Below are 25,421 nucleotides of genomic sequence, written 5' to 3'. Positions count from 1 at the left end.
CAGAAGCCTTCGCATAAGATGGGTGATATCACCCATCCTACAGCGGCAGCGCAACCGTCGATTTGATTTCTTCCATCGACAAAAGTGCAGTGACGTTATGCACCTTCACTTCGGAAATCAGCGCCTGATAGAATGTGTCATAGGCGCGTGCATTTTTGACCCGGACCTTGAGAATATAGTCGATATCGCCCGCCAGCCTGTGCGCCTCTTGTACCTCGGGGCGGGATTTCAGCGCGCGCAGGAACCGCGCCTGCCAGTCTGCATCATGTTCTGACGTGCGGATCAGCACGAAAAAACACGCCTCGAACCCCAGCGCCTCTGCGTCCAGTAGCACGGTCTGCTGGCCGATGATTCCCGCTTCGCGCATTTTGCGGATGCGATTCCAGACAGGCGTTTTGGATGACCCCACAGTCTTGGCAATATCGTCCAATGACTGCGCCGCATCCGCCTGAAGGGCTGCCAGAATTTTCCGATCTGTCGCATCTATCCGCACAGACATTCCACTTTCTCCGATTTTGCAGGACAAGCCGTCCAATTTCGCACGAACCCGGAACATGTTTCCTTATCTGGGCCACAGGGGAAGCAAATAGCAGAACATTATTCTATATAGAAGGGAAGAAATCAGAGGTTCGCCATGCAACACTTTCCGATCTTCATGGCCGTCGCAGGCCGGCGCATCGTTCTTTCGGGCGGTGGCGACGCCGCTATGGCCAAGCTGCGCCTGTTGATGAAGACAGAGGCGCATCTGACCGTCATCGCCGCCCAGATCGCGCCAGAAATTCACCGCTGGGCCGCGGCAGGCAAGCTGCGCGTGATCCCCCGCGCGATGGACCACGGCGATGCGATTTGCGCAGCACTGTTTTACGCTGCAAATGAGGATGCCGCCGAAGATGCCCGCGTTGCCGCAATCGCCCATGCCGAAGGCGCGCTGGTCAACATCGTGGATAATCTGGCCGACAGCCAGTTCATCACCCCCGCCATCGTGGACCGCGACCCGGTGACCATCGCCATCGGCACCGAAGGCGCCGCCCCCGTGCTGGCCCGCGCGATCAAGGCCGATCTGGAAACGCGCCTGCCGCAATCGCTGGGCGTCCTTGCACGCATTGGCAAAACCTTTCGCCGCGCAGCAGAGGTGCTGCCGATGGGCCGCAAACGGCGCGATTTCTGGGCCGATTTCTATTTCAACGCTGGCCCCAAGGCGTTTGACGACAAGGGCGCAGCGGGCGTGCTGCCCGCACTTGAAACCCTGATCGACACCCATGCCACGGCCACGCGCACCGCCGGCCACGTCGATCTTGTTGGCGCAGGGCCGGGCGACCCAGAGCTGCTCACGCTTAAGGCGCGCCGCGCGCTGGACAAGGCCGACGTGGTTATTCACGACCGACTGGTCACGCCTGAAATCCTTGAACTGGCCCGCCGCGAAGCGGTGATTATCGACGCCGGCAAGGAAGGGTTCGGCGCGTCAATGGCGCAGGCCGATATCGACGCGCTGATCGTGGAACACGCGGCGCGCGGGGCGCATGTTGTGCGGCTCAAGGCGGGCGACCCCACTGTATTCGGGCGGCTGGATGAGGAAATCGCGGCGCTGGAAACCGCAGGTATTCCCTATGCCATCATTCCCGGCATCACCGCCGCATCCGCTGCGGTTGCCACCATCGGCCAAAGCCTGACCAAACGCGGGCGCAATTCTGCCGTGCGGCTGATCACCGGCCATGACACGCGCGGCTATGCCGATCACGATTGGCGCGCGTTGGCCCAGCCGGGCGAGGTTGCGGCGATTTACATGGGCAAGAAATCCGCGCGTTTCATTCAAGGCCGATTGCTGATGCATGGGGCCGATCCGGCGACCCCGGTGACGATCATCGAAAACGTCAGCCGCGCCGATCAGCGTATCATCGCCACCACGCTGGCCGAGATGGAACCAACCATGACGCAGGCCAATCTGACCGGCCCCGCGATCACCTTTTACGGCCTTGCACCGCGCGATGCCGCCACCCAATCGCTGAAACTCAGGGAGTTCGCATAATGCCCCGCAATTTCACCCCCAAGGTCGTGACCGCCAACGCGCTGCTGGAAGGTGACGCCGTATGGCTGACCGACGATGACCGCTGGACCCGCGACATATCGCAGGCGGAATTGATCACCGACGAAGCCCACGCAACTCTGCGCTTGCTTGAAGCGCAATCGCGGGTGGCTGAAATCGCAGGCGCCTATCTGGCGGATGCGAAACCGGGCGACAACGGCCCCGAACCCACCCATTTCCGAGAGGCGTTCCGCACCCGCGGCCCATCAAACTATGCCCACGGTAAACAGGCAGGGCTTTAATCATGTATGTTTACAATGACTTTGACGCAGCCTTTGTGCGCAACCGCGTGGCCCAGTTTCGTGGGCAGGTGGAACGCCGTATCAACGGATCGCTGACCGAAGATGAATTCAAGCCGCTGCGCCTGATGAACGGGCTTTATCTGCAACTGCACGCCTATATGCTGCGGGTCGCGGTGCCATATGGCACGCTGAACACTGCACAGATGCGGCAGTTGGCGTTCATCGCGGATAAGTGGGACAAGGGCTATGGCCATTTCACCACGCGCCAGAACATCCAGTATAACTGGCCCGCGCTGCGTGATGTGCCTGATATGCTGGACGCATTGGCCGATGTGGGCATGCACGCGATCCAGACCAGCGGCAACACCATCCGCAACGTGACCGCCGACCATTTCGCTGGCGCTGCGGCCGACGAGATCGAAGACCCGCGCCCGATTGCCGAATTGCTGCGCCAGTGGTCCACCGACCACCCCGAATTCCAGTTTCTGCCGCGCAAGTTCAAGATTGCCGTAACCGGCGCCGCCGCTGACCGCGCTGTCACCCGCGCCCATGACATCGGGCTGGTGACGGTGCGCAATGATGCGGGCGATCTGGGGTATAAGGTGATCGTCGGCGGGGGTCTTGGGCGCACGCCGATGGTGGGCAAGGTGCTGCGCGATTTCGTGGCCAAGCCCGATCTGCTGGCGTATTGCGAGGCGATCGTCAGCGTTTACAACCTGCTGGGCCGCCGCGACAATAAATTCAAGGCGCGGATCAAGATTACCGTTCATGAAAACGGGCTGGAGAAAATTCAAGAGCTGGTCGAGGAACGCTTTGCCGCGATCCGCCCCGATTTTACGGGGCATGATCAAACACTGCTGGCCGAGATTGAATCCGCATTCACCCCACCCGCCTTTGCCACCAAATCTACCGACGGCTATGAGGCCGCGCGCCTGGCCAACCCCGCCTTTCGGTCATGGACCGATACCAATCTGGCCCCGCATAAGGCACCGGGCTATGCCATCGTGTCGATCAGCATCAAGAAACACGGGGCCACGCCGGGCGATGCAACATCCGGCCAGATGCGGGCCATGGCGGATATTGCGGAAAAATACGGACATGGCGAGTTGCGGATCAGCCACGAACAGAACGTGATCCTGCCGCATGTCCACAAATCTGACCTGCCTGCCGTTTATGCCGCCCTGCGCGATGCGGACCTTGCCACCGCCAATATCGGGCTGGCGTCTGATATTATCGCCTGCCCCGGCATGGACTACTGCGCGCTGGCGACGGCCCGGTCGATCCCTATCGCGCAGCAGATCGCAACACGCTTTGATGACCTGAAGATCGAACACGATATCGGCCCGCTAAAGATCAAGATTTCCGGTTGCATCAATGCATGCGGGCATCACCATGTGGGGCATATCGGCATCCTTGGACTTGATCGTGCCGGTGTTGAAAATTACCAGATCACGCTGGGCGGGGATGGCACCGAAACGACAACCATCGGCGAACGCGCCGGCCCCGGTTTCAGCGCCGATGATATCATACCCGCGATCGAACGGCTGGTGCTGGGGTATCTGAACCTGCGCCGCGATGCTGACGAAACATTTCTTCAGGCCTACCGCCGCCTTGGCGCGGCCCCGTTCAAAGACATTCTTTACCCGCGCGAGGAGAAAGCCAATGCCGCTTAAGGAACTTGTTGAACGCCGCAACATGCTGCACCGGAAATCTGACGCACAATCCGTTCTGCGCCACGCGCTGAACGACGCCGAAATCGGCCAGATCGCGCTGGTGTCATCCTTTGGCGCGGAAAGCGTGGTGCTGCTGCATATGGCCGCACAGATCCGCCCTGACGTTCCAGTCATCTTTCTGGATACCGAAATGCTGTTTCCCGAAACGCTGGATTACCAGCGCAAGGTGGCGCAAATGCTGGGGCTGACAGATGTGCGCGTGATCACGCCCAGCCGCAACGCGGTGCTGACCGAGGATGTGGATGGGTTGTTGCATCAGGCGGAACCCGACGCCTGCTGTGACTTGCGCAAGACCCGCCCATTGGAACAGGCATTAGCAGGTTTTGACGGCTGGATTACCGGGCGCAAACGGTATCAGGGCGGGCAGCGCGCCGTCTTGCCGCTGTTCGAAAAAGAAGGTCGCAAGATCAAGATCAACCCGTTGGCCAACTGGGCCGCTGACGACCTGAAAGCCTATATCGCAGACCAGGGCCTGCCCCGGCATCCGCTGGTTGCAAAGGGCTATCCTTCCATCGGCTGCATGCCCTGCACCACCCGTGTTGGCGATCACGAAGACCCGCGTGCGGGGCGCTGGCGTGACATGGAAAAGACCGAATGTGGCATCCATATCGCCCCCGGTCGGGGCGCAATGCGTGTATTGGCCGCGCAATGAGTTTTTTTACCAAGATGAAGGGGGAGCGTGGCTCTTGTGTGATCCAATGACAGTGATTGTAACTGATGCTGGATTCGGCGTTGACGATTGGACCGGCAGCTTTCGGCAGGCGCGTGAAATGGCCGCCAATGACTGTGGTGATGGGGTCGATCTACCTTCTGACACCGATCCTGCTGCTTTGACGCGTTTCACCAACGCTGCGATGATCCGCATTGATTTTCCAACAAGCGCCGACGGGCGCGGCTTTACGCTGGCGGCGATGTTGCGGCGGGCGGGATTTGCGGGGCGGTTGCGCGCGCGCGGTCACGTGCTGGCTGATCAATACGCGATGGCGCGCCGCGCGGGGTTTGACGAGGTGGAAATCGACGATACCCTTGCCGCACGCCAGCCGCAAGATCAGTGGTTGGCCCGCGCCGATTGGCAAAACCACAACTATCAGGCACGGTTGCGCGCGCAAAAATAAGACGCCCCCCTTTCCCTGATCAACATCAACGACTAAACGGAGGGTGGCCCTAAAAAGCTGCCATGATACCAATGACAGAGCAGACACCCGTGACCCTAAACACTGCCAAGCCCGTGCCCACCCTGCCCGACGCGCAAACCGTGACGCAGGTAAAACACTACACTGACCGGCTGTTTTCCTTTCGCGTGACGCGTCCGGCCAGCCTGCGGTTCCGATCGGGTGAATTTGTCATGATCGGGCTGATGGGTGACCCTGACCCGAAAACCGGCAAGCAAAAGCCGCTTTTGCGCGCCTATTCCATCGCATCGCCATCTTGGGACGAGGAACTGGAATTCTATTCGATCAAGGTGCCCGACGGGCCGTTGACATCGCGGCTGCAACATATTCAGCCCGGCGACCAGATCATTTTGCGCCCCAAGCCCGTCGGCACATTGGTGCATGACGCGCTGCTGCCGGGCAAGCGGCTTTATTTCTTTGCCACGGGCACCGGTTTCGCGCCCTTCGCATCGCTACTGCGCGAACCCGAAACCTATGAAAAATTTGAAGAAGTCATCATTACGCATACTTGCCGGGATGTTGATGAACTGACCTACGGGCGTGATCTGATCGAAAACCTGAAAACCGACGCAATGATGCATGAGCTTTTGGGCGCGGAAAATCTGGACAAGATCCGCTATTTCCCCACGACAACCCGCGAAAAAAGCCCCAAGATGGGGCGCATCACCACATTGATCGAAAACGGCGAACTATTTGCTGATCTTGGTGTTCCATCATTGAACCCGCAAACCGACCGCGCGATGGTCTGTGGGTCGCTGGCCTTTAACCATGACATCAAGGCGCTGTTGGAAAACGCGGGCCTAAACGAGGGTGCCAATTCAGAGCCGGGCCAATTCGTGATCGAAAAGGCTTTTGTTGGATAAATTGCGCCCCACAATTCAACATGGGCCCGCGTGACGACAACGCGGGCCCTTTTGCATTATTGCCCCAAAACCTGCCTGATCTGGTCCAGCACCGGCTGCATCAGCATGGGGTTATCGCGCAGTGATCCGACAGTATCTTTCAATGTCGTTTTCTGGAAATCGGAAATATCGGCATTGTCGATCAGTGTCATCAACTGATCCGCATCAAAGCCTTCTTGCGTCAGCAAATCATCCAGATTTGGCGTAATGTCACCTGCGCCCGCAGTTCCACCCGTTTCAGATACAGCATCCTGAACCGCATCTGTTGTGCTTTCCACAGCCTGCGCTGCATCGTTCGTAACAGCATCAATGGCGTCGTTCGCGGCCTCCAGCACGGCAGCCGCCTCATCTGCGGCGGCTTGTGCTGCTGCAGCGGCTTCGTCAGCGGCGGCCACGATGGCAGCTTGCGCCGCAGCGGCGGCCTCTTCGGCGTCTTGCAGTGCGGCCTGTTCGGCTGCCTCAAGCGCGGCGGCAGCTTCTTCGGCAGCAGCAGCAGCAGCGGCGGCTTCAACTTCGGCGGCAGCTTGTGCATCAGCAGCGGCCTGCGCAGCGGCGGCTTCAGCCTCGGCTTGCTGCCTTGCGGCTTCACCCGTCAAAACCGCAATGGCATCCGCCGGGCCACGGCCATTAGCAGCATACTGATAGCCAAAAAACCCTAAAACAGCGACGACAATGATAATGATAATTGCTCTCATTGGTTTCATCCTTTCAAAATGACCACAACGACCTGCGTGCTTCTATGTCAGAAACACCCGCTTGAGGAAAGCTACAGGACACACCGGATTGGCAGAAAACCGCCCCTTTTCCGGTTGAAGAGAACGCGCGGTAGAGATAACTTGCCCCTTACAGAAATGGAACAACGCAAGGATAAAGACCATAGGACGCAGACCGCACAACGCGCCACCGCAGCGCGAAACTGGCCCCCGGATCAACGAGCGTATCCGCGGCAGCGAGATCAGGCTGATTGGGGCCGACGGGGAAAACGTCGGTGTTGTCACGCCTGAACGCGCCCTCGTGATGGCAGAAGAGGCAGGGCTGGATCTTGTCGAAATTTCGCCCAACGCGACGCCGCCTGTCTGCAAGATCATGGACTACGGCAAGTTCAAATACGAGACCCAGAAAAAAGAAGCCGAAGCGCGCAAAAAGCAAAAGATCATCGAAATCAAGGAGATCAAGTTCCGCCCGAACACAGATCAGCATGATTACGAAGTCAAGATGCGCAATGTTTTCAAATTTTTGGAAAACGGCGACAAGGTAAAAATCACCTTGCGTTTCCGCGGTCGCGAAATGGCGCACCAGGAACTGGGGCGGCAATTGCTTGAACGGGTCGCAGAGGACACCAAAGAAACAGGACGCGTGGAAAACTTTCCAAAGATGGAAGGAAGGCAGATGGTCATGCTGATCGGACCTGTGCCAAAGTAACCCGCGCCGATCGGCCACCTGCCCCGTCCACCGTGACAAAATCAGCTTTGGAATCATAAAGGCCCCCACTGCGCGTGAGGGCCTTTTTTATGGCTAACAGGCGTTCACCGCCCGCTTTGTCATGACAGCGACAAGATGCGCACGATAGGCAGACGACCCGTGTAAATCCGCGATCATCCCGTCTGGGCTAACGCCCAACCCTGCAAGTGCCCCCGCAGAAAAATCAGCTGACAGCGCCGCCTCTGCCTCGGTCCAGCGGAACACGCCATTTTCAGAGGCACCGGTCACCGCCACACGGACACCATCCGGGAATTTGGCAACAAAGACCCCCACCAAGGCAAAACGAGACGCCGGCTGGACAAATTTTTGATAGTTGGCGGTCTCTGGCACAGGCAAACGCACCTCGGTGATGACTTCGCCGTCCTCTAGTGCAGTGGTGAACATACCTTGAAAATAATCATCTGCCGGAATGCTGCGTGTATTGGTGATGATGACCGCACCCGACCCAAGCGCCGCAGCCGGATAACAGGCAGACGGATCATTGTTTGCAAGCGATCCGCCGATCGTGCCACGGTTGCGCACTGCAGGATCGCCGATATGCGCCGCCAGTGCCGCCAAAGCGGGATAATGCGCCGCCGCTTCGGTTGCCACTGTCGCATGCGTGGTCGCCCCGCCAATGCAAAGCGCACCATCATCGCTATGGCAAACCCCCTGCATTTCGCCAATCCCGGACAGGCTGACCAGTTTCGCCGGCATGGCCAGCCGCGCTTTCAGCGTGGGTATCAGCGTTTGCCCGCCGCCCAGCGCCTGCGCATCGTCGCCTTGCAAAGCGGCCACAGCGTCGGCAATCGTGGCGGGTCGTTCAATCTCGAAAGCATACATCGTTTGTCCTTCCTTCGACAAAAGAGGCACCTTGGCCCTTCTTTTGTTCAAAAATACCTCGGGGGTCCGGGGGCTGGCCCCCGGTCCCGCCGGCTCAAATCAGCCCTGCATCGCAGACCAGACGCGGTGCGGGGTCATTGGCATGTCAATATGCGTGACGTTCATGCCACCCGATTGCAGCGCGTCGATCACCGCGTTCACAACCGTGGGTGGTGACCCGATCGCACCGGCCTCGCCGCAACCTTTCACACCCAACGGGTTATGCGTGCAGGGGTTTCCCTTGCTGTGATCAACCGTATAAAACGGAAGATCATCCGCCCGTGGCATGGTGTAATCCATGTAACTGGCAGACAAGAGCTGACCGTTTTCATCATAGGTCGTGCTTTCCACCAAGGCCTGACCAATCCCCTGACCCAAGCCACCATGGACCTGCCCAGTGACTACCATCGGGTTGATGACATTGCCAAAATCATCAACGGCCGTCATCCGGTCAACGCGGACTTTGCCGGTTTCGGGGTCCACTTCGACCTCGCAGCAATAGGCCCCGGACGGATAGGTGAAATTGGCTGGGTCATAAAAGGCGGTTTCCTCCAATCCTGGCTCCAGGTCCTCCAGGGGGAAATTGTGCGGGATGTAGGCCTTTAACGCAACTTCGCCGAAACTGACGGATTTATCGGTGCCAGCAACGCTGAACACCCCGTCTTTCAATTCGATATCCGTGTCGGCGGCTTCCAGCATATGCGCGGCAATTTTCTTGGCTTTGGCGATGATCTTTTCGGTTGCACGCACCACGGCTGATCCGCAAACCGCCAATGACCGCGATCCATAGGTGCCCATGCCAAAGGGAATTTTTGACGTATCGCCATGCACGATGTCGATGCTTTGCGGATCAATTCCCAGCATTTCCGCGACAACCTGTGGAAACACCGTTTCATGCCCCTGACCATGGCTATGCGCGCCAACCATGACAGACAGGTTGCCGGTGGCGTTCACGCGCACTGTCGCCGCATCATAAAGGCCAACCCGGCTGCCCAGCACCCCAACAAGATTTGACGGCGCGATGCCGCAGGCTTCGATATAGGCATTCACGCCAAAGCCGCGCAGCAGGCCCTTGGCCTCTGATGCTTTGCGACGTTCCGCAAAGCCTGCCACATCTGCAATCTTTTCCATCTGGTCCATCAGCGCATCATAGTTGCCGCTGTCATATTCCAGCCCCGCTGCCGAGGTGAAAGGATACTGGTCCGGTTTGACAAAATTCTTCCGCCGTAGCGCAATCGGATCCATCCCCAGTTCGCGGGCGGCCTTGTCGATGACGCGTTCGATGGAATACGTTGCCTCGGGCCGCCCAGCCCCGCGATAGGCATCAACCGGCGCGGTGTTGGTAAACACCGCTTTGACGTTCACATAGACCAGCGGAACCGTATAGTTCCCCGCCATCAGCGTGCCATGCAGGAAGGTCGGCGTTGCTGTCGAAAAATTCGAAAGATATGCGCCGACATTGGCCAGTGTTTCAGTGCGAAACGCCAAAAACTTGCCGTCTGCGTCCAGCGCGAGTTCGATCTTCGTGACATGATCGCGGCCGTGCGCATCGGTCAGGAACGATTCCGTCCGCTCGGCCGTCCATTTGACGCTGCGCCCCAGCTTTTTCGCCGCAGCAAGCACCAGTGCCTCTTCGCCATAGTGATAGATTTTTGATCCGAAACCACCGCCCACATCGGGGGCGATCACCGTCAGTTTGTTTTCGGGAATCCCCATCACGAAGGCGCTGATCAGCAGGCGCGTCAAATGCGGGTTTTGGCTGGTGGTGTGCAACATGTATTCATCGGTGCCGGGGTTGTAATGCCCGATCGAACAACGCGGTTCCATAGCATTGGGCACCAGACGGTTGTTGACCAGTTCCAGCGTGGTGACGTGATGCGCGTTCCTGATCGCTTCATCAGTGGCGGCGCGGTTGTCTTCGATCCAGCCCCAGTCAAAACACTGGTTTGTCCCGATTTCATCATGCACATAATGATCAGCAGCCAGCGCGTCTTTCATGTTGATGAGGGCTGGCAATTCTTCAATGTCAACTGTGATCGCCTCGACCGCATCTCGTGCCTGTTGCACTGTTTCGGCGATCACGGCGGCATAAGCGTCACCGACATGGCGCACCTTGCCATGTGCCAGAACCGGGCGCTTGGGTTCTTTCATCGGTTCGCCATTGCGGCTGTTGATCAGCCAGCCTGCGGGGTTGCCCCCCACGTCGGCAAAATCTTCACCCGTGAACACGGCCAGAACACCCGGCATTGCAGCGGCGGCGCTGGTGTCGATGGATTTGATCACCCCGTTGGCGACTGTCGAACGCGCAAATACCGCCGCACATTCCCCATAGGTCTGGATATCGTCTGTGTATTTTCCGCGGCCAGTCAAAAAGCGCACATCCTCACGGCGCTTGGTGCTGGCACCTATTCCTGTATCTTTCGGCATTGAATTTCCTCCCTTGGCGGCGGGACAGGCCCACCTTGTCTTGTAACGGATGTGCAAGCCGCGGTTTGCCCCAACTTGCAGCCAGCAAAATCACTCGGCGGCGATAACCTCAACATCCTGACCAGATGCTGCCATGATCGCCTTGACAATGTTGTGATAGCCCGTGCAACGGCAGATATTACCCTCCAGATACTCTCTGATTTCAGCCTCAGAGGGGGTGGGATTCTCTTTGAGCAAGGCCGCCGCAGACATCACCATGCCCGGCGTGCAAAAACCGCACTGCAACCCGTGATGGTCTTGAAACGCCTGCTGGATGACATTCAGCGACCCGTCTGCATTCGCCTGGCCTTCGATGGTCGCCACCTCGGCCCCGTCCGCCTCTATTGCGAACATCGTGCAGGATTTCACGGCCTTTCCATCAACATGCACCACGCAGGCGCCGCATTGGCTGGTATCGCACCCCACATGGGTGCCCGTCAGCCGCAGATCGCTGCGCAGAAAATCCACCAGCAGCGTCCGTCCTTCGACATCACCGGACACTGCTTTTCCGTTCACCGTCATCGTTACCTTTGTCATGCATTCCTCCCGAAAGCGCGCTTCTTCGGTCAGAGTAAATCACGGCTTTTTCCCCATGAGAACAGCAAACTTTCGCTGCAGTCGCAGCATAACCGGTTTTCTGCAGGGTCCGGGCCGCCGCCCGCGCGATGAAGGTCAGTCGCCAATGCTGCTGCGTGGTTGCGGTCGTTGGGGAATTTCCTTTAGCAAACCGCCCACCCCCATCACCGCAAAGTCCGCAGGTGACAAATCGATCCCGCAGATTACCCGCTCCATCACCCAATCGGCACCATTGAGCGCCGCGGAGCGGGCACAGCCGGGCAGGCCAATGACCGGACGATGCCCCGCTTTCCCCAAGAAAAGAAGGTTTCCCGGGTCGACAGGCATGCCAAACTGAACCAGCCTGCCACCCGCCATCCGCAACGCGGCTGGCCCGACATCATCAGAGTCGGATGTCGCCGATGCCGTCAGGATCAACACCAGGTCGCCGGGGCTGTCGGTGATGGCGCGCGCCAGTGCGCTGGCAGTGTGATCGACGATCACCGGCGGCGTCAAGCTGAGGCCCAACCGGTCAAGCCTAGCCTGAATCGCGGCGCGGCCCTTGGCCGCAGGCATAGGCGCCAGCCGTGTTTCGATCAATGTGGCGCTGCGATGGATGGGACAGGCCAGCGCCAGCAGGTCAGACCCGATAGCGCAAGCCTTTTGCAGGTCATCGGCGGGCACGGCATATGAGATGATCTTGATCGTTGCGACCATGCCGCCGCAATCAACCCTGTGGTGCGGCGGCACGGTGGCGACAGTGATCATCGGGTTGACAGCATTCACCGCATTGATCGCCTCGACGGCGATGCACGCGATGCCGGGACCGGTCGCAATGATATTGACCCGCCCCGTTGCCGCCTTTGTCAACCGCAACCCCGGCCCGGCCACGGCCTTGGCCAGTTGCGCTGCCGCGTCGTTTTCGTGCAGATCACCCGGTTCCAACCGCGCCACGATGACCTGCGCATGTCCGCTGACCATCAAGCGCGCCAATTCCTTTGGGCCGATTGTGACCCCCTTGCGCAAACGGCCATCCGCCACCTGAACGGAATGCGCCAACACCGCGCCCAGCGCTTCGGCGACAGGAACAGGCCCGAATTTCATATGTGTTTGCGCAGGGTCTGGGTCACCTGCGCCATGATGCTGACGGCAATTTCGGCCGGATGGCGCCCGCCAATATCCAACCCCACGGGCGCATGAATCCGCGCAATCTCTGCATCCGAGAACCCCGCGGCCTGCAACCGCGCCACCCTTTTGGCATGAGTCCGCTTTGATCCCAGACAGCCCAGATAAAACATTTCAGACCGCAAGGCCGCCATGATGGCGGGATCATCAAGTTTAGGGTCATGCGTCAGCGTCACGACGGCTGTTCGGGCATCCGGTTTCAGCGTGGCCAAAGCGGCATCGGGCCAATCGCCCAGGATCGTTTCACCAGGAAAGCGGTCTTGCGATCCAAAAGCGGCGCGCGGGTCGATCAGCGTGGGCGCGTAGCCACAGGCGCGCGCAATGGCGACCAATGGCTGCGCGATATGCACCGCCCCCACGATGATCATGCGCAAGGGTGGATTATGCACGGCGACGAAGGTCCGCCCGTCCTCTGCGATCCCCGACTGGTCAAGGCGGAAACGCTCTGGATAGTTGTCAGCCGTGGCCAGATGCGGGCCGCCGGTTTCCAGATCGGTGACATAGGCCACAGGTTCTGCCCTGCCGCGTGCCGCAACAAGCTGCGCCAAAACAGACGCAGGCAGGGCACTGCCGACCGGTTCAACCAGCACTTTGATCTGCCCCCCGCAGGCAAGACCCACGGCAAAAGCCGTGTCGTCGCTGACGCCAAACGCAAGCACGCGCGGCTTGCCGTCTTCCAGCGCGTCAAGCGCCTCCATGATCACGGCCCCTTCGACACAGCCGCCCGACACCGACCCTTGCATCGTGCCATCACTGTCGATGACCAATTGGCTGCCCACAGGGCGCGGCGCCGATCCCCATGTCTGCACAACAGTGGCCAGCGCGACCTTTCTGCCGGCATGATGCCACGCAAGCGCCAGTTCCGGGATATCCGTCATTGTTTGCTCTCCTGGCTCATCATTGCCATCAATCGCGCCTTTTGTCCGCTGTCGTCAGGGCGCGCCAATGCCTGCGCCAAGCCTTCCAGCGATGCAATATTATGCCCCGCACGAAAACTGCTGCAATGGGGCAACATCTGCATGATGCCGCGCGCCTTGGGTGCAAACCCGTCCCAGCGCAACAGCGGGTTCAGCCAGATCAGTTGCCGCGCCGACAGTTTCAGCCTTTCCATTTCGCGCCCCAGATCAGCATCCTTGTCCCGGTCCAGTCCATCGGTAATCAGTAGCACAACCGCCCCCTGCCCCATGACACGGCGCGACCAGTCGCGGTTGAAATCATGCAGGCAGGCAGCAATCCGGGTGCCACCTTCCCAATCCTGCGCCTCGGCCCCCGCAGCGGCAAGGGCGGCATCAACGTCGCGGGTGCGCAAATGCCGCGTGATGTTTGTCAAGCGGGTGCCAAAAGTAAAGGCATGCACCTGCGCCCAGCCTTGACCTTCGCGGTTGGCGACACTGTGCACAAAATGCAGCACAGCGCGCGAATACTGTGACATAGACCCGGAAATATCACAAAGGATGACAAGGTTCGGATACCGGATGCGGCGGCGTTTGGTTGCAAAATCCGTGACTTCGCCACCACGCCGCATGGCCGCGCGCATGGTGCCGCGCCAGTCGGGCAAATCGCCCGCGCGCGCTTGCGTACGGCGGCTGACGATCGGCGGAACCGGCAGGTGCAACGCGGCCAGCATCCGTTTTGCCACGGCCATTTCGGCCAGGCTCATCTGTTCGAAATCAAGTGTCCGTAACCGTTCTTGCGTGGACATCGTCCGCGCGGCGTCGATTTCGATCTCGGTTTGCTGATCGGTATCAGCCGATGCCGGAAGATCGGGCAACTGGTCATCCAGCAGCGCCTGGGCTGCGCGTTTTTCAGCCGGTTGCGCCAATCGTTCCTCTTGTGTGCCGCGCACCATGGGGGACAGCAACGACATCATCTGTTCCAGATAGCGCGGATCGCGCCAGTAAAGCCGGAACAATTGCCCAAACAGCAGCCGTTCTTCGGGTTTTGACACGAAACAAGTGTGCAGCGTCCAGTAAAAATCGGCCCTATGGGTGAAACCCGCAGCCTGCACCGCACGAATGGCATCAATCACCCGCCCCGGGCCAATTGGCAGACCGGCACGGCGTAACGCCCGCGCAAAATGCACGATGTTTTGCGCCAATTGAGGGTTATCCGGCAGTGCCAGTGGCGGCATGTCAGCCATCATTGCCCCGTCTGACCGGGGATTTCACATCCCCGGACCCCTGTGAGGTATTTTTGAACAAAAGAAGCATCACGCCGTGTCCAGACCGGCCTTGGCTTCATCAAGGATGCGTTTGGCTTCGGAGCCTTCGAGTTTCTGGATGTCATCCTGATATTTCAGGATGGCGCCCAAAGTATCGGCAATCACCTCGGGGGAAAGATGGATCACATCCAGCGCCAGCAGGCATTTGGCCCAGTCGATGGTTTCGGCAACGCCTGGTTTTTTGAACAGATCTTCACCGCGCATTTTTTGCACAAAAGCTACGATTTCACGCGACAGCGCCTCGGATGCTTCGGGTGCGCGGGCGCGCAGAATTTCTATTTCCCGGGCAAAATCGGGATAATCGACCCAGTGATACAAACAACGGCGTTTGAGCGCGTCATGCACCTCGCGTGTGCGGTTTGACGTCAGGATCACGATAGGTGGCGTGGGGGCCTTGATGGTGCCCAGTTCCGGGATCGTGACCTGAAAATCAGATAAGGCTTCCAGCAGGAAAGCCTCGAACGGGGCATCGGTGCGGTCCACCTCGTCGATCAGCAACACGGGCGCGCCACCGGATTGCGGGCGCATGGCTTGCAGCAGCGGGCGTTCGATCAGGTATTCTTCGGTGAAAAGTTCGGTTTTCAACACGTCACGATCGGCGCCACCTGCCGCCTCTGCAGTGCGAATCGCGATCATTTGTTCGGCGAAGTTCCATTCATAGACAGCACTGGCCGAATCCAGACCTTCGTAGCATTGCAGCCGGATCAGCCGCCGCCCCAACGCTGCGGCAATCGCCTTGGCAATTTCTGTTTTGCCAGTGCCCGCTTCGCCTTCAAGAAACAGCGGACGCCCCAGACGCAAACTGAGGAAAACCACCGTTGCCAGCGCCCGGCTACATACATAGTTCTGCGCGGCCAACGCCGCCTGCACATCGTCGATGTCTGCAAATGCCATATCTGCCTCCCTTGGTTTGCATAGCTGCATCCTGAGCGCGCGACGTCAAGCCGTGCATTGCCACTTCACACGCAAAGCCCTAGCGTGCCGAGAAAATGACGAAGGGTGCGCAATGACTGATTCAACACCACACACAGCCACGGGTTTTGGTCCTGATCTGGGGCCATTCGATTGGGCCGATCCCCTGCGCTTAGAGGACCAGCTGACCGAAGATGAACGCATGCTGCGCGATGCGGCACGCACATTCGCACAAGATGTGTTGCAACCCAAGATCAAGGATGCATACCGCGACGCCATCGTTGACCCTTCAATTTTTGCACAAATGGGCGAAGCCGGGTTGCTTGGCATCACGGTACCTGAAAAATTCGGCGGGCTGGGGGCCGGTTATGTCACCTACGGCCTTGTCGCGCGCGAGATCGAGCGCGTTGACAGTGGATACCGGTCGATGATGTCGGTGCAATCGTCGCTGGTAATGTATCCGATCAATGCTTACGGATCTGACGCGCAGCGTGCGAAATATCTGCCCGGGCTGGCGGCGGGCAAGTTGATCGGCTGTTTCGGATTGACCGAGCCGGATGCAGGCAGTGACCCCGCCGGCATGAAAACCACCGCGAAAAAGACCACTGACGGCTATGTGCTGAACGGATCGAAAATGTGGATCAGCAATGCGCCCATCGCCGATGTCTTTGTGGTCTGGGCCAAATCCGAAGCGCACGGCGGCAAGATCCGCGGCTTTGTGCTGGAAAAAGGCATGGCGGGGCTAAGCGCGCCGAAAATCGGTGGAAAACTGTCGTTGCGCGCCTCGGTCACCGGTGAAATCGTCATGGATGGTGTCGCCGTGGGCGAAGACGCGCTGCTGCCCGGCGTGCAGGGGCTGAAAGGGCCGTTTGGTTGTTTGAACCGGGCACGTTACGGCATTGCATGGGGGGTCATGGGCGCGGCAGAGGCGTGCTGGCACGCCGCGCGCACCTATGGACTGGACCGCAAGCAATTTGGCAAGCCCTTGGCGCAAACGCAGTTATTCCAGAAAAAACTGGCAGATATGCAGACAGAGATTGCGCTTGGCACCCAAAGCGTTTTGCAGCTTGGCCGCCTGATGGAGGCAGGGCGCGCCGCCCCTGAAATGATCAGCCTGCTCAAGCGTAACAATTGTGGCAAGGCGCTGGACATTGCGCGCGCATCGCGCGACATGCACGGCGGCAATGGAATCAGCGAAGATTTCCAGATCATGCGGCACATGGTTAATCTGGAAACGGTGAATACCTATGAAGGCACGCATGATGTACATGCACTTATTCTTGGGCGTGCACAAACCGGGCTTCAGGCGTTCTTTTGATCGTATAATGTAACAATACAGGGCTAAATGACCCAAATTTTGCCATAAATCTTGTCTATCTACGTTAAAAATCCGGAAGTGTGTGTTTTTCCGGCCGGAGTAACGAGTTATGCAAGATCTGCTGTTAGCGATTAAGTCGAATCTGATTGACCTTGAAACGAACGCTTGGCTTGGCGAAATCGACGAGCTGTGCGACGAACTTGGTTTTTTTGAACAATTAGGCACCACGCATTTTGCGGGTTTCATTGAATCTGGCAACAAATTGCTGGTGACATTTGAAAACGCGCAGCGCATTCGTGCACACAACGCCAATGCCGAGCCGCGCGGCTTTTCCTATGCCCGCGAAGAAGGGTGGTCGCATCTCGCGTTGATCTCTCTTGAAGAAAGCTGGTTCCGGGATCGGGCCATCTATGACTTTTTTGACCGCATGATTGATGACGCCTTTTTTGAGGATTTCGAAAATGTCATCTTTCATGGGGCCGATGGCGGCGGCTATGCGGCCGCAGCCTATAGTGTGGCTGCCCCCGGTGCATCGGTGATTGCAATTCGCCCCCAAGCCACGCTGGACGCGCAGGTCGCCGGGTGGGATCCGCGCTATAAGGCGCAGCGGATGACCGATTTCAACGACCGTTTCGGTTATGCCCCCGAGATGATTGATGCCGCCAAGGCTGTTTTCGTGATTTTTGACCCGCTTCAACGGTTGGATGCCGCACATGCCGCTTTATTCAGAAAGCCGCATGTGGCCATGCTGCCAGCTCCGCTTTTGGGCGCGCAGCCGGATGTCGCGCTCGACCGGTTCGGCATTCATGACGTCATCATCAAACTTGCGATGCAGGGCGGGCTGGACCCCCGACGTTTTAGCCAATTGCTGCGTGCGCGCCGCTATGATCAGACCTATGCGCGGGCGCTGGTCACGCAGTTGATCAACACCAATCATCACGATCTGGCACGATTGCTCTGCGAATATATGCTCCAACGCGGGCAGAACCCGTTTTTCGCACAAAAGTTACGGGATTTATCGGATATTCCGCCCCTCTAAATGTAAAATCTGTCGCGATAAACGTCTCGAACGATATCCGAACGCGTAATACCCAAACGGGCCAGGTCCGCATCGCTGCTGTTTTGCAGTCGTGTCACAATATCTGTTCGGCATTGCGCCGCCATCACACGATCGCACCACCCGATCAGACGCGTGGCGAAAGCGGATAGAATACCAGTCAGTGCTGTTGTTGTGGTCGGCGTGGTGACGATGGCCATGGGTCAACTCCTGTAATCCTGTATCCGCAGGATAAGTCATATAAACTGACCTAAAAACCGCCAATGCTGCATTCCCGCGATGCGGCGAATGCATGGCTAATATTTATTGGATCCTGTGTTGATAAACTTCTGCGCAGCCGCAACGATGCGTTTGCCAAAATAGCCCAGCACACCGCCAAAAACCACCCAGAAGGGCGACCCGCTTTCCAACAGTTCGGCCGCAACCCCGGCCGCCAGCAGGGCAAGAAACCAACCCACCAACGGGCGTTCGGCTGGCGCGATGGTGATGTAGCGCGCCACTGTCCTGATGACCGGATCGGCCAGTTTTTCAGTGATCTGGGGCGTCATATAACCCGCGATGACGGCAACGAAAAATCCAAGCATCGGCTGGCTCCGGTTCAAAGGGACAAGCAGTGGTTCTGCCGATGATATTGGTGCTGAACCAACGATCTGCAAGGACAATGCCAAGACACTATGGCCACGCAGCGCCCGACAGTGTAATTCATCGTGCATGATCGACAAAGATATCACCAGCCTGACACTCCGGCGCCCCGATGACTGGCACTTGCATCTGCGCGATGGCGCAATGTTACGAGCGGTCTTGCCTGAAACCACCCGGCATTTCGGGCGCGCCATCATCATGCCAAACCTCGTGCCACCCGTGGTGACCGCCGAACATGCGCGGGCCTATCGCAACCGGATTCTGGCCGCATTGCCAGCGGGCGCGGATTTCACCCCACTCATGACGCTGTATTTGACCGAAGACACCGACCCTGCCGATGTGCGGCGTGCCCATGCCGATGGCATTGCCACGGCGGTGAAACTTTATCCGGCGGGGGCGACGACAAATTCGGCATCCGGTGTGCGCGACTTTGACAAGGTGCGCCCGGTGCTAGAGGCAATGGCAGAGATCGGCATGCCGCTATGTGTGCATGGCGAGGTCACAGACAGCAGCATCGACATTTTTGACCGCGAGGCCGTTTTTATTGACAAGGTGCTGAAACCACTTCGCAAAAAAGTGCCTGATCTGAAGATCGTGATGGAACATGTCACCACGCAGAATGCAGTGGATTATGTTCGCGACAGTCACAAGAACCTTGCCGCGACGATCACGACCCATCACCTGATCATCAACCGGAATCATATTCTGGCCGGCGGGATCAAACCGCATTATTACTGCCTGCCGGTCGCCAAACGCGAAACCCACCGCATCGCGCTGGTGCAGGCGGCCATATCGGGGGATAAGCGGTTTTTTCTTGGCACCGACAGCGCGCCGCACACCGACCCGGCCAAGCTGCAACGCTGCGGTTGTGCGGGAATTTTTACTGCGCCCAATACTATGTCCTGTCTGGCTGAAGTATTCGAAGTCGCGGGAAAGTTGAAAAAGCTGGAAGCTTTTGCATCTTTGAACGGGCCGGAATTTTACGGCTTGCCCCCGAATGAAGCGACAATCACACTGGAAAAAGGCACCCCTGTCGTTTACCCCGCGCAAATCGCCACCGATGACGGCCCGGTCACGGTCTTTGACCCCGGTTTCGACCTGCACTGGCGTGTGGTGTCGTGACGGGCGATCAAATTTTGCAAAATTTGATCTGGCCGCCGGCGGGAATATTTGAACGACAAATAAGAAATAGGTAAGCACGATGATCCCCACCTCTTTTCCAGACAAGGCCGAAATGGCCCGTCTGACCGCTGGCATGTTGATCGAGATCGGCGCAATTGATTTCAACGCAGCCCAGCCATTCACCCATGCATCGGGCAAGCAGGCGCCCACCTATGTGGATTGCCGCAAGCTGATTTCCTATCCGCGTATCCGTGCCACGCTGATGGATTTCATGGCCGTCAGCATCATGCGCGAAGCCGGATTCGAAGCCTTTGACAATGTCGCGGGCGGTGAAACGGCAGGCATTCCCTTTGCCGCGCTTGTGGCCGAACGTCTGGCGCTGCCCATGACCTATGTGCGCAAAAAGCCCAAGGGTTATGGCCGCAACGCCCGGATCGAGGGTGTGATGACCGAAGGGCAGCGGGTGCTGCTGGTCGAGGATCTGACCACCGACGGGGGATCAAAGCTGTCGTTTGTCGATGCGATCCGCGAGACAGGGGCGACCTGTTCCGCCACCGCTGTGATCTTTTTCTATGGTATTTTCGACGGTGTGGAACAGACGCTGGCCGATCACGGCGTGCAACTGATCCACCTGTGCACATGGTGGGATGTGCTGGCCGAGGCCAAGGCGCGCGGCGCGTTCGATGCGGGCACGCTGGACACGGTCGAAACCTATCTGCGCGATCCGGCAGGCTGGACACCGGGGTAAGAGCGGACAAATCTTTTTCACAGGTCTGCGAAGGCAGCTCAGGTAGAATCAGATAACCTGCCTAAATATGGCAGAACGGTCTGAAACGACTACTCAATACAGTAGGGTTTTCCATGATCTGATGTTATCCACACGGTTATCCCGCAGGTTATCCCCGATCATTTCCAGATGTGCTGTTCGGGCAGATCCTGTTATGAGCCGCGGCAGAGCAGTTGAGGTAGAATGATGAACGAAGTCACGACATTCAACGCGACCGGGGTTGAGCAGGACGCAGCGGACCTGATGCCGCATTCCATCGAGGCGGAACAGCAGCTTTTGGGCGCAATCCTGACCAACAATGACATTTTCGACAGGGTGGCCAGCATCATTGGCCCCAAGCATTTTTATGACCCGGTGCATGCACGCATCTTTGAAACCGCCGCCAGCCGCATTGCCAAAAACATGCTGGCCAGCCCGGTGACGCTCAAGACCTTTTTGGAAGACGACGAGGGGCTGAAGGAACTGGGCGGACCGCCCTATCTGGCGCGTCTGGCGGGGGCTGCGATTTCTGCGTTTGCCGCACGCGACTATGCGCAGATGATTTATGATCTGGCGACGCGCCGCGAGTTGATCCAGCTGGGGCGAAATATCGCAGACAAGGCCGCAAAAGTCGACATCGACAGCGAACCAAAGGAACAGATCGTCGAGGCGGAACAGGCGCTTTATGCGCTGGCCGAACAGGGCACCACCGATCAGGGCTTTCAAAGCTTTCTGCGCGCTGTGACAGAAGCGGTGAATGTTGCCAACTCTGCTTATCAGCGTGAGGGGGGGCTGGCGGGTATTTCCACCGGCCTTGTCGACATCGACAAGAAACTGGGTGGTTTGCACAAATCCGATCTGTTGATTCTGGCCGGGCGGCCCTCAATGGGGAAAACATCGCTGGCCACCAATATTGCGTATAATGTCGCCAAGGCGTATCAGCGCGGGAGGCTGGCTGATGGCACCGAAGGTGCTGTAGACGGTGGCGTGGTAGGGTTCTTTTCACTGGAAATGAGCGCCGAACAGCTGGCCGGGCGGATTTTGGCGGAAGCCTCTGAAATTTCCTCGCACAAGATCCGGCAGGGCGATATGACCGAAGGCGAATTCCGCCGTTTTGTCGATGCCGCCAAAAAGTTGGAATCATGTCCGCTGTTCATCGATGACACCGCAGCGATCCCGATTTCGCAGCTTGCTGCAAGGGCAAGGCGGCTGAAACGGACGCATGGGCTGGATCTGCTGATCGTGGATTACCTGCAACTGGTGCGCGGCACATCCGACAACCGGGTCCAGGAAATTGGCGAAATTTCGATGGGGTTGAAGGCCATTGCCAAAGAACTCAACATTCCTGTGATTGCCTTGTCACAGTTGTCACGGCAGGTCGAAAGCCGCGAAGACAAGCGCCCGCAATTGTCGGACCTGCGCGAATCCGGTTCAATCGAGCAGGATTCCGATGTCGTGATGTTCGTTTATCGGGGCGAATATTACGTCGAGCGCGAAAAGCCGGACGATTCCAACATCGAAGCCATGGCTGCATGGCAAGACAAGATGTCGAGCCTGCATGGCAAGGCCGAGGTCATCATCGGCAAACAGCGCCACGGCCCGATCGGCACGGTCGAACTGTCGTTTACATCCGAATTTACCCGCTTTGGCAATCTGATCAAACCGTGGCAGCAAGGCGAAGATTCACAGTTCTGACGGCGCTGCCCGAGGCCGCGATCTGCCGGATTTGACCGATGTTGGTTTTCAGCACTTGCCGCAATGCGCGCGGCCTGCCAAAAGATGCGCCATGAGCACCGGACGCCTGAACATCGACCTTGACGCCGTCGTCGCCAATTGGCGCGCACTTGACGGCATGACCACATGCAAGACGGCAGCCGTGGTCAAGGCCAATGGCTATGGCCTCGGGTCGGCCAATGTCGCCAAGGCCCTGTTCAAGGCGGGCGTGCGGCAGTTCTTTATCGCCGTCGCGGAAGAAGCGGCGCCGATCCGTGCGGAATTGGGCGACAAACCGGATATCAATGTGTTTTCGGGGCATATGAAGGGCGACACCGACCTGATCCGCGAATTACGCCTGACACCGATGCTGAATTCGGTCGAACAGATGACGCGGCATTTTGAAACCCTTCCCGGCCACCCCTTTGGCATCCAGCTTGATACCGGCATGAACCGGCTGGGGATGGAACCGCAGGAATGGGCCGCCGTGGCCGAACTGGTGTTGTCGCAAAACCCCACGCTGGTGATGTCGCATCTGGCCTGCGCCGATGAACCCGACCACCCGATGAATCCGCATCAGCTGGATATTTTCAAACAACTGACAGACGGGATCAGCGTGCCGCGTTCGCTGGCCGCGACGGGCGGTATTCTGCTGGGATCGGAATATCATTTCGATCTGACCCGCCCCGGTATCGGGCTTTATGGCGGATTGCCGTTTACCGATGCAACACCCGTGGTCGAACTCGACCTGCCTATTGTGCAGGTTCGCGATGTCGCTGCGGGCGAGGTGGTGGGCTATGCCAACAGCTGGCAGGCCGAACGCGCCACACGGCTGGCCACGGTGTCGGGCGGTTATGCCGATGGCATTTTCCGCATCCTGTCGGATAAGGCGACGTTATTCCATGGCAACACCCCTTGTCCGCTGGTTGGGCGGGTGTCGATGGATTTGCTGACAATCGACATCACCGACCTTGACGAAACCCCGGACAAGCTGACCTTGATCGGACCGCAGCAAAGCGTGGACGATCTGGCCAGTGCCGCCAAGACCATTGGTTACGAAGTGCTGACCCAGCTTGGCGCGCGCTACACCCGCAAGACCTACGGCAAATAGATGCTGCGGGTTCTGCGGGTCGCCAACTTGATGTTGTTGATCCTGTTTCCCATCGCCTGGTTTGCCCCCTTGTTGCGCGCGGGGTTTCTGCCGCTGTTCGGGCTGCGCGAAATCAGCGTGATTTCCGGTATTCAGACCTTGTGGGACAGCGATGTGGCGCTTGCGCTTCTCGTAACATTCTTTGCGCTATTTGCGCCTTATCTGAAAACCATCGGTCTGGCGTTAATCCACTTTAACATGATGCGGCGCAAGGTGCTGCCGGTGCTGGCGTGGCTGGGCAAGCTGGCGATGGCCGATGTGTTTCTGGTCGCGCTTTATATCGTGGCTGTCAAAGGGATTGGCGTGGGGAAGATCGAAACAGCCTGGGGGCTTTATTTGTTCACGGGGTGCATCCTTGCATCCATCGTCATTTCAACCCTGACGGCAAAGCGGACGTAGGGTGCGCGCTTGCACGCACCATTGCGCAAGATCACAATTTGGTCCAAAAGGTGAACATGGCGAAAGATCTTTCCTTTTCCTGCAATGAATGTGGTGCGTCGTTTGGCAAATGGTCGGGGCGGTGCGATGCCTGCGGCGCGTGGAATTCCATCACCGAAGACAAGGCGCTGTCGCGCGGCCCCAAAGGCAAGACGCTGGGTGGCATGCGCGGCAAGACCATCCCCCTGACCGACCTTGACACGCAAGAACCCGAACCACCCCGCACGCAGGCCGGTGTAGGCGAACTGGACCGCGTGCTGGGGGGCGGGCTGGTCAAGGCATCGGCGCTGCTGGTGGGGGGTGATCCGGGCATCGGAAAATCCACCTTGCTGTTGCAGGCCGCTGCAAGATTCGCCCGTAACGGCCTAAAGGTCATCTATATTTCAGGCGAGGAATCAAACGCACAGGTGCAAATGCGCGCCCGGCGTCTGGGGCTGGAGAAAAGCCCGGTGCGGCTGGCCGCGGAAACCAACCTGCGCGATATCCTGACCACGCTAGAGGCGGAACAACCAGATCTGGCGATTATCGATTCGATCCAGACCATGTGGGCCGACAACGTGGACAGCGCGCCGGGCAGCGTCAGTCAGGTGCGATCATCCGCACATGAACTGACCACCTTTGCAAAACGCAACGGAATGTCGGTAATCATGGTGGGCCATGTCACCAAGGATGGCACCATCGCTGGCCCCCGCGTTGTTGAACATATGGTCGATACGGTGCTGTATTTCGAAGGCGAACGCGGGCATCAGTTTCGCATCCTGCGATCGGTCAAGAACCGCTTTGGCCCCGCCGATGAAATCGGCGTGTTTGAAATGACGGGCAAGGGACTGGCAGAGGTCAAGAATCCCTCGGCCTTGTTTTTGTCGGAACGCGGCGCCCCTGCCCCCGGTTCAGTGGTGTTCGCCGGCATCGAAGGCACCCGCCCCATGCTCTGCGAGATACAGGCACTTGTGGCACCTTCGCCACACAGCCAACCGCGCCGTTCGGTCGTCGGGTGGGACGGTGGGCGGTTGGCCATGATCCTTGCGGTGCTGGAATCCCGCTGCGGTGTGCCCTTCACCGGATTGGATGTTTATCTTAACGTTGCAGGGGGGTTGCGCATCAGTGAACCCGGAGCCGACCTCGCCGTTGCCGCGGCACTTGTGTCAGCGCGCGAAGACGCAGCCTTGCCGTCAGAGGCGGTGGTATTTGGGGAAATCAGCCTGTCGGGGGCGTTGCGTCCGGTGGTGCAAACGGAAAATAGATTGAAAGAAGCCCAAAAACTTGGTTTTACATCGGCGTTGTTACCCCGGCAGGCGAAAAAACCTGCGGCGACCGGCATCAACTTGCGAGAATCGCAGGATCTGTCCGGTTTTGTAGAAGATTTATTTGGCGCCCGTTAGCGCCATCGCAGGAGACAGA

Annotated in this window: 26 protein-coding genes; 15 read left to right on the top strand and 11 right to left on the bottom strand. The window is 58.5% G+C overall.

The features are described from left to right. Positions 1-37: 37 nt before the first annotated feature. Complete coding sequence (locus IBX59_RS05310; protein WP_296373164.1) at positions 38-499, bottom strand: Lrp/AsnC family transcriptional regulator; 462 nt, start codon at positions 497-499, stop codon at positions 38-40. Between the two features lie 135 nt (positions 500-634). Here IBX59_RS05310 and cysG point away from each other — a divergent pair, with 135 nt between their 5' ends. From cysG to IBX59_RS05280, 6 genes are all read left to right on the top strand, one after another. Further along, positions 635-2,026 carry a siroheme synthase CysG gene (gene cysG / locus IBX59_RS05305; protein WP_296373162.1) on the top strand — a complete coding sequence of 464 codons (1,392 nt, stop codon included), beginning with the start codon at positions 635-637 and terminating at the stop codon, positions 2,024-2,026. Beyond that, positions 2,026-2,325 carry a DUF2849 domain-containing protein gene (locus tag IBX59_RS05300; RefSeq protein WP_296373159.1) on the top strand — a complete coding sequence of 100 codons (300 nt, stop codon included), beginning with the start codon at positions 2,026-2,028 and terminating at the stop codon, positions 2,323-2,325. Before cysG ends, IBX59_RS05300 begins: the two co-directional genes overlap by 1 nt. Positions 2,326-2,327: 2 nt before the next feature. After that, positions 2,328-3,998 carry a nitrite/sulfite reductase gene (locus IBX59_RS05295; protein WP_296373157.1) on the top strand — a complete coding sequence of 557 codons (1,671 nt, stop codon included), beginning with the start codon at positions 2,328-2,330 and terminating at the stop codon, positions 3,996-3,998. After that, positions 3,988-4,710, top strand: coding sequence for a phosphoadenylyl-sulfate reductase (locus tag IBX59_RS05290; protein ID WP_296373155.1), 723 nt, complete (start codon positions 3,988-3,990; stop codon positions 4,708-4,710). The genes IBX59_RS05295 and IBX59_RS05290 overlap by 11 nt, the downstream gene beginning before the upstream one ends. A 46-nt stretch (positions 4,711-4,756) precedes the next feature. Continuing rightward, positions 4,757-5,173: a DUF934 domain-containing protein gene (locus IBX59_RS05285; RefSeq protein WP_296373153.1), complete on the top strand. Its 417-nt coding sequence runs from the start codon at positions 4,757-4,759 to the stop codon at positions 5,171-5,173. A gap of 71 nt (positions 5,174-5,244) precedes the next feature. Next, entirely contained in the window at positions 5,245-6,093 is an 849-nt protein-coding gene (locus IBX59_RS05280; protein ID WP_296373151.1) for a ferredoxin--NADP reductase, read from the top strand. 56 nt (positions 6,094-6,149) lie between these two features. Here IBX59_RS05280 and IBX59_RS05275 read toward each other — a convergent pair whose 3' ends face one another. Then, positions 6,150-6,827 (bottom strand): hypothetical protein, encoded by a 678-nt coding sequence (locus IBX59_RS05275; RefSeq protein ID WP_296373149.1) that lies wholly within the window; start codon positions 6,825-6,827, stop codon positions 6,150-6,152. 181 nt (positions 6,828-7,008) lie between these two features. Between IBX59_RS05275 and infC the strand changes: the two genes are divergently transcribed. Continuing rightward, positions 7,009-7,554 (top strand): translation initiation factor IF-3, encoded by a 546-nt coding sequence (infC, locus tag IBX59_RS05270; RefSeq protein ID WP_296373240.1) that lies wholly within the window; start codon positions 7,009-7,011, stop codon positions 7,552-7,554. A gap of 93 nt (positions 7,555-7,647) precedes the next feature. Here infC and IBX59_RS05265 read toward each other — a convergent pair whose 3' ends face one another. The 7 genes from IBX59_RS05265 to IBX59_RS05235 form a co-directional block, all read right to left on the bottom strand. After that, the gene (locus tag IBX59_RS05265) at positions 7,648-8,436 is read right to left on the bottom strand and encodes a xanthine dehydrogenase family protein subunit M (RefSeq protein WP_296373146.1); all 789 of its coding nucleotides are present in this window, start codon (positions 8,434-8,436) and stop codon (positions 7,648-7,650) included. Between the two features lie 99 nt (positions 8,437-8,535). Next, positions 8,536-10,902, bottom strand: coding sequence for a xanthine dehydrogenase family protein molybdopterin-binding subunit (locus IBX59_RS05260; RefSeq protein ID WP_296373144.1), 2,367 nt, complete (start codon positions 10,900-10,902; stop codon positions 8,536-8,538). A gap of 90 nt (positions 10,903-10,992) precedes the next feature. After that, positions 10,993-11,478, bottom strand: a complete 486-nt coding sequence (locus tag IBX59_RS05255; protein ID WP_296373141.1) for a (2Fe-2S)-binding protein — start codon at positions 11,476-11,478, stop codon at positions 10,993-10,995. Between the two features lie 135 nt (positions 11,479-11,613). Further along, positions 11,614-12,600, bottom strand: coding sequence for a molybdopterin-binding protein (locus IBX59_RS05250; protein ID WP_296373139.1), 987 nt, complete (start codon positions 12,598-12,600; stop codon positions 11,614-11,616). Continuing rightward, positions 12,597-13,559, bottom strand: a complete 963-nt coding sequence (locus IBX59_RS05245; protein WP_296373137.1) for an XdhC family protein — start codon at positions 13,557-13,559, stop codon at positions 12,597-12,599. The genes IBX59_RS05250 and IBX59_RS05245 overlap by 4 nt, the downstream gene beginning before the upstream one ends. Further along, positions 13,556-14,821, bottom strand: a complete 1,266-nt coding sequence (locus tag IBX59_RS05240; protein ID WP_296373135.1) for a VWA domain-containing protein — start codon at positions 14,819-14,821, stop codon at positions 13,556-13,558. The genes IBX59_RS05245 and IBX59_RS05240 overlap by 4 nt, the downstream gene beginning before the upstream one ends. Before the next feature lie 69 nt (positions 14,822-14,890). After that, positions 14,891-15,796 carry a MoxR family ATPase gene (locus IBX59_RS05235; RefSeq protein ID WP_296373133.1) on the bottom strand — a complete coding sequence of 302 codons (906 nt, stop codon included), beginning with the start codon at positions 15,794-15,796 and terminating at the stop codon, positions 14,891-14,893. 112 nt (positions 15,797-15,908) lie between these two features. Between IBX59_RS05235 and IBX59_RS05230 the strand changes: the two genes are divergently transcribed. Continuing rightward, positions 15,909-17,132, top strand: coding sequence for an acyl-CoA dehydrogenase (locus IBX59_RS05230; RefSeq protein WP_296373131.1), 1,224 nt, complete (start codon positions 15,909-15,911; stop codon positions 17,130-17,132). A 109-nt stretch (positions 17,133-17,241) separates the two neighbouring features. Then, positions 17,242-18,171, top strand: a complete 930-nt coding sequence (locus tag IBX59_RS05225; protein WP_296373129.1) for a phosphoadenosine phosphosulfate reductase — start codon at positions 17,242-17,244, stop codon at positions 18,169-18,171. On the opposite strand, the gene IBX59_RS05220 is transcribed toward IBX59_RS05225, so the two are convergent. Together IBX59_RS05220 and IBX59_RS05215 are read right to left on the bottom strand one after the other, a co-directional pair. Then, positions 18,168-18,389: a hypothetical protein gene (locus IBX59_RS05220; RefSeq protein ID WP_296373128.1), complete on the bottom strand. Its 222-nt coding sequence runs from the start codon at positions 18,387-18,389 to the stop codon at positions 18,168-18,170. The genes IBX59_RS05225 and IBX59_RS05220 overlap by 4 nt on opposite strands. A gap of 96 nt (positions 18,390-18,485) precedes the next feature. Further along, a complete protein-coding gene (locus IBX59_RS05215; RefSeq protein ID WP_296373126.1) occupies positions 18,486-18,773 on the bottom strand; it encodes a hypothetical protein in 288 nt (95 codons plus the stop codon). A 127-nt stretch (positions 18,774-18,900) separates the two neighbouring features. Between IBX59_RS05215 and pyrC the strand changes: the two genes are divergently transcribed. The 6 genes from pyrC to radA all read left to right on the top strand — a co-directional run bounded on the left by pyrC (position 18,901) and on the right by radA (position 25,402). Next, entirely contained in the window at positions 18,901-19,953 is a 1,053-nt protein-coding gene (gene pyrC, locus IBX59_RS05210; RefSeq protein WP_296373124.1) for a dihydroorotase, read from the top strand. A 79-nt stretch (positions 19,954-20,032) separates the two neighbouring features. Beyond that, positions 20,033-20,701 (top strand): orotate phosphoribosyltransferase, encoded by a 669-nt coding sequence (locus tag IBX59_RS05205; protein ID WP_296373122.1) that lies wholly within the window; start codon positions 20,033-20,035, stop codon positions 20,699-20,701. 225 nt (positions 20,702-20,926) lie between these two features. Continuing rightward, entirely contained in the window at positions 20,927-22,414 is a 1,488-nt protein-coding gene (locus tag IBX59_RS05200; RefSeq protein ID WP_296373120.1) for a replicative DNA helicase, read from the top strand. 91 nt (positions 22,415-22,505) lie between these two features. Next, complete coding sequence (alr, locus tag IBX59_RS05195) at positions 22,506-23,543, top strand: alanine racemase (RefSeq protein WP_296373118.1); 1,038 nt, start codon at positions 22,506-22,508, stop codon at positions 23,541-23,543. Beyond that, the gene (locus tag IBX59_RS05190; protein WP_296373116.1) at positions 23,544-23,981 is read left to right on the top strand and encodes a paraquat-inducible protein A; all 438 of its coding nucleotides are present in this window, start codon (positions 23,544-23,546) and stop codon (positions 23,979-23,981) included. A gap of 56 nt (positions 23,982-24,037) precedes the next feature. Continuing rightward, positions 24,038-25,402 carry a DNA repair protein RadA gene (gene radA, locus IBX59_RS05185; RefSeq protein WP_296373115.1) on the top strand — a complete coding sequence of 455 codons (1,365 nt, stop codon included), beginning with the start codon at positions 24,038-24,040 and terminating at the stop codon, positions 25,400-25,402. Positions 25,403-25,421 lie beyond the last annotated feature (19 nt).

Origin of the sequence: Yoonia sp., assembly GCF_014859355.1 — a bacterium.
In the GTDB taxonomy this organism is placed as follows: Bacteria; Pseudomonadota; Alphaproteobacteria; order Rhodobacterales; family Rhodobacteraceae; genus Yoonia.
This window is presented reverse-complemented; position numbering and strand designations above follow the sequence as displayed.

Excerpts from the sequence above, each read along its gene's own strand:
- IBX59_RS05310 (WP_296373164.1), bottom strand. The coding sequence starts at position 499 with ATGTCTGTGCGGATAGATGCGACAGATCGGAAAATTCTGGCAGCCCTT.
- cysG (WP_296373162.1), top strand. The coding sequence starts at position 635 with ATGCAACACTTTCCGATCTTCATGGCCGTCGCAGGCCGGCGCATCGTT.
- IBX59_RS05300 (WP_296373159.1), top strand. The coding sequence starts at position 2,026 with ATGCCCCGCAATTTCACCCCCAAGGTCGTGACCGCCAACGCGCTGCTG.
- IBX59_RS05295 (WP_296373157.1), top strand. The coding sequence starts at position 2,328 with ATGTATGTTTACAATGACTTTGACGCAGCCTTTGTGCGCAACCGCGTG.
- IBX59_RS05290 (WP_296373155.1), top strand. The coding sequence starts at position 3,988 with ATGCCGCTTAAGGAACTTGTTGAACGCCGCAACATGCTGCACCGGAAA.
- IBX59_RS05285 (WP_296373153.1), top strand. The coding sequence starts at position 4,757 with ATGACAGTGATTGTAACTGATGCTGGATTCGGCGTTGACGATTGGACC.
- IBX59_RS05280 (WP_296373151.1), top strand. The coding sequence starts at position 5,245 with ATGACAGAGCAGACACCCGTGACCCTAAACACTGCCAAGCCCGTGCCC.
- IBX59_RS05275 (WP_296373149.1), bottom strand. The coding sequence starts at position 6,827 with ATGAGAGCAATTATCATTATCATTGTCGTCGCTGTTTTAGGGTTTTTT.
- IBX59_RS05265 (WP_296373146.1), bottom strand. The coding sequence starts at position 8,436 with ATGTATGCTTTCGAGATTGAACGACCCGCCACGATTGCCGACGCTGTG.
- IBX59_RS05260 (WP_296373144.1), bottom strand. The coding sequence starts at position 10,902 with ATGCCGAAAGATACAGGAATAGGTGCCAGCACCAAGCGCCGTGAGGAT.
- IBX59_RS05255 (WP_296373141.1), bottom strand. The coding sequence starts at position 11,478 with ATGACAAAGGTAACGATGACGGTGAACGGAAAAGCAGTGTCCGGTGAT.
- IBX59_RS05250 (WP_296373139.1), bottom strand. The coding sequence starts at position 12,600 with ATGAAATTCGGGCCTGTTCCTGTCGCCGAAGCGCTGGGCGCGGTGTTG.
- IBX59_RS05245 (WP_296373137.1), bottom strand. The coding sequence starts at position 13,559 with ATGACGGATATCCCGGAACTGGCGCTTGCGTGGCATCATGCCGGCAGA.
- IBX59_RS05240 (WP_296373135.1), bottom strand. The coding sequence starts at position 14,821 with ATGGCTGACATGCCGCCACTGGCACTGCCGGATAACCCTCAATTGGCG.
- IBX59_RS05235 (WP_296373133.1), bottom strand. The coding sequence starts at position 15,796 with ATGGCATTTGCAGACATCGACGATGTGCAGGCGGCGTTGGCCGCGCAG.
- IBX59_RS05230 (WP_296373131.1), top strand. The coding sequence starts at position 15,909 with ATGACTGATTCAACACCACACACAGCCACGGGTTTTGGTCCTGATCTG.
- IBX59_RS05225 (WP_296373129.1), top strand. The coding sequence starts at position 17,242 with ATGCAAGATCTGCTGTTAGCGATTAAGTCGAATCTGATTGACCTTGAA.
- IBX59_RS05220 (WP_296373128.1), bottom strand. The coding sequence starts at position 18,389 with ATGGCCATCGTCACCACGCCGACCACAACAACAGCACTGACTGGTATT.
- IBX59_RS05215 (WP_296373126.1), bottom strand. The coding sequence starts at position 18,773 with ATGCTTGGATTTTTCGTTGCCGTCATCGCGGGTTATATGACGCCCCAG.
- pyrC (WP_296373124.1), top strand. The coding sequence starts at position 18,901 with ATGATCGACAAAGATATCACCAGCCTGACACTCCGGCGCCCCGATGAC.
- IBX59_RS05205 (WP_296373122.1), top strand. The coding sequence starts at position 20,033 with ATGATCCCCACCTCTTTTCCAGACAAGGCCGAAATGGCCCGTCTGACC.
- IBX59_RS05200 (WP_296373120.1), top strand. The coding sequence starts at position 20,927 with ATGAACGAAGTCACGACATTCAACGCGACCGGGGTTGAGCAGGACGCA.
- alr (WP_296373118.1), top strand. The coding sequence starts at position 22,506 with ATGAGCACCGGACGCCTGAACATCGACCTTGACGCCGTCGTCGCCAAT.
- IBX59_RS05190 (WP_296373116.1), top strand. The coding sequence starts at position 23,544 with ATGCTGCGGGTTCTGCGGGTCGCCAACTTGATGTTGTTGATCCTGTTT.
- radA (WP_296373115.1), top strand. The coding sequence starts at position 24,038 with ATGGCGAAAGATCTTTCCTTTTCCTGCAATGAATGTGGTGCGTCGTTT.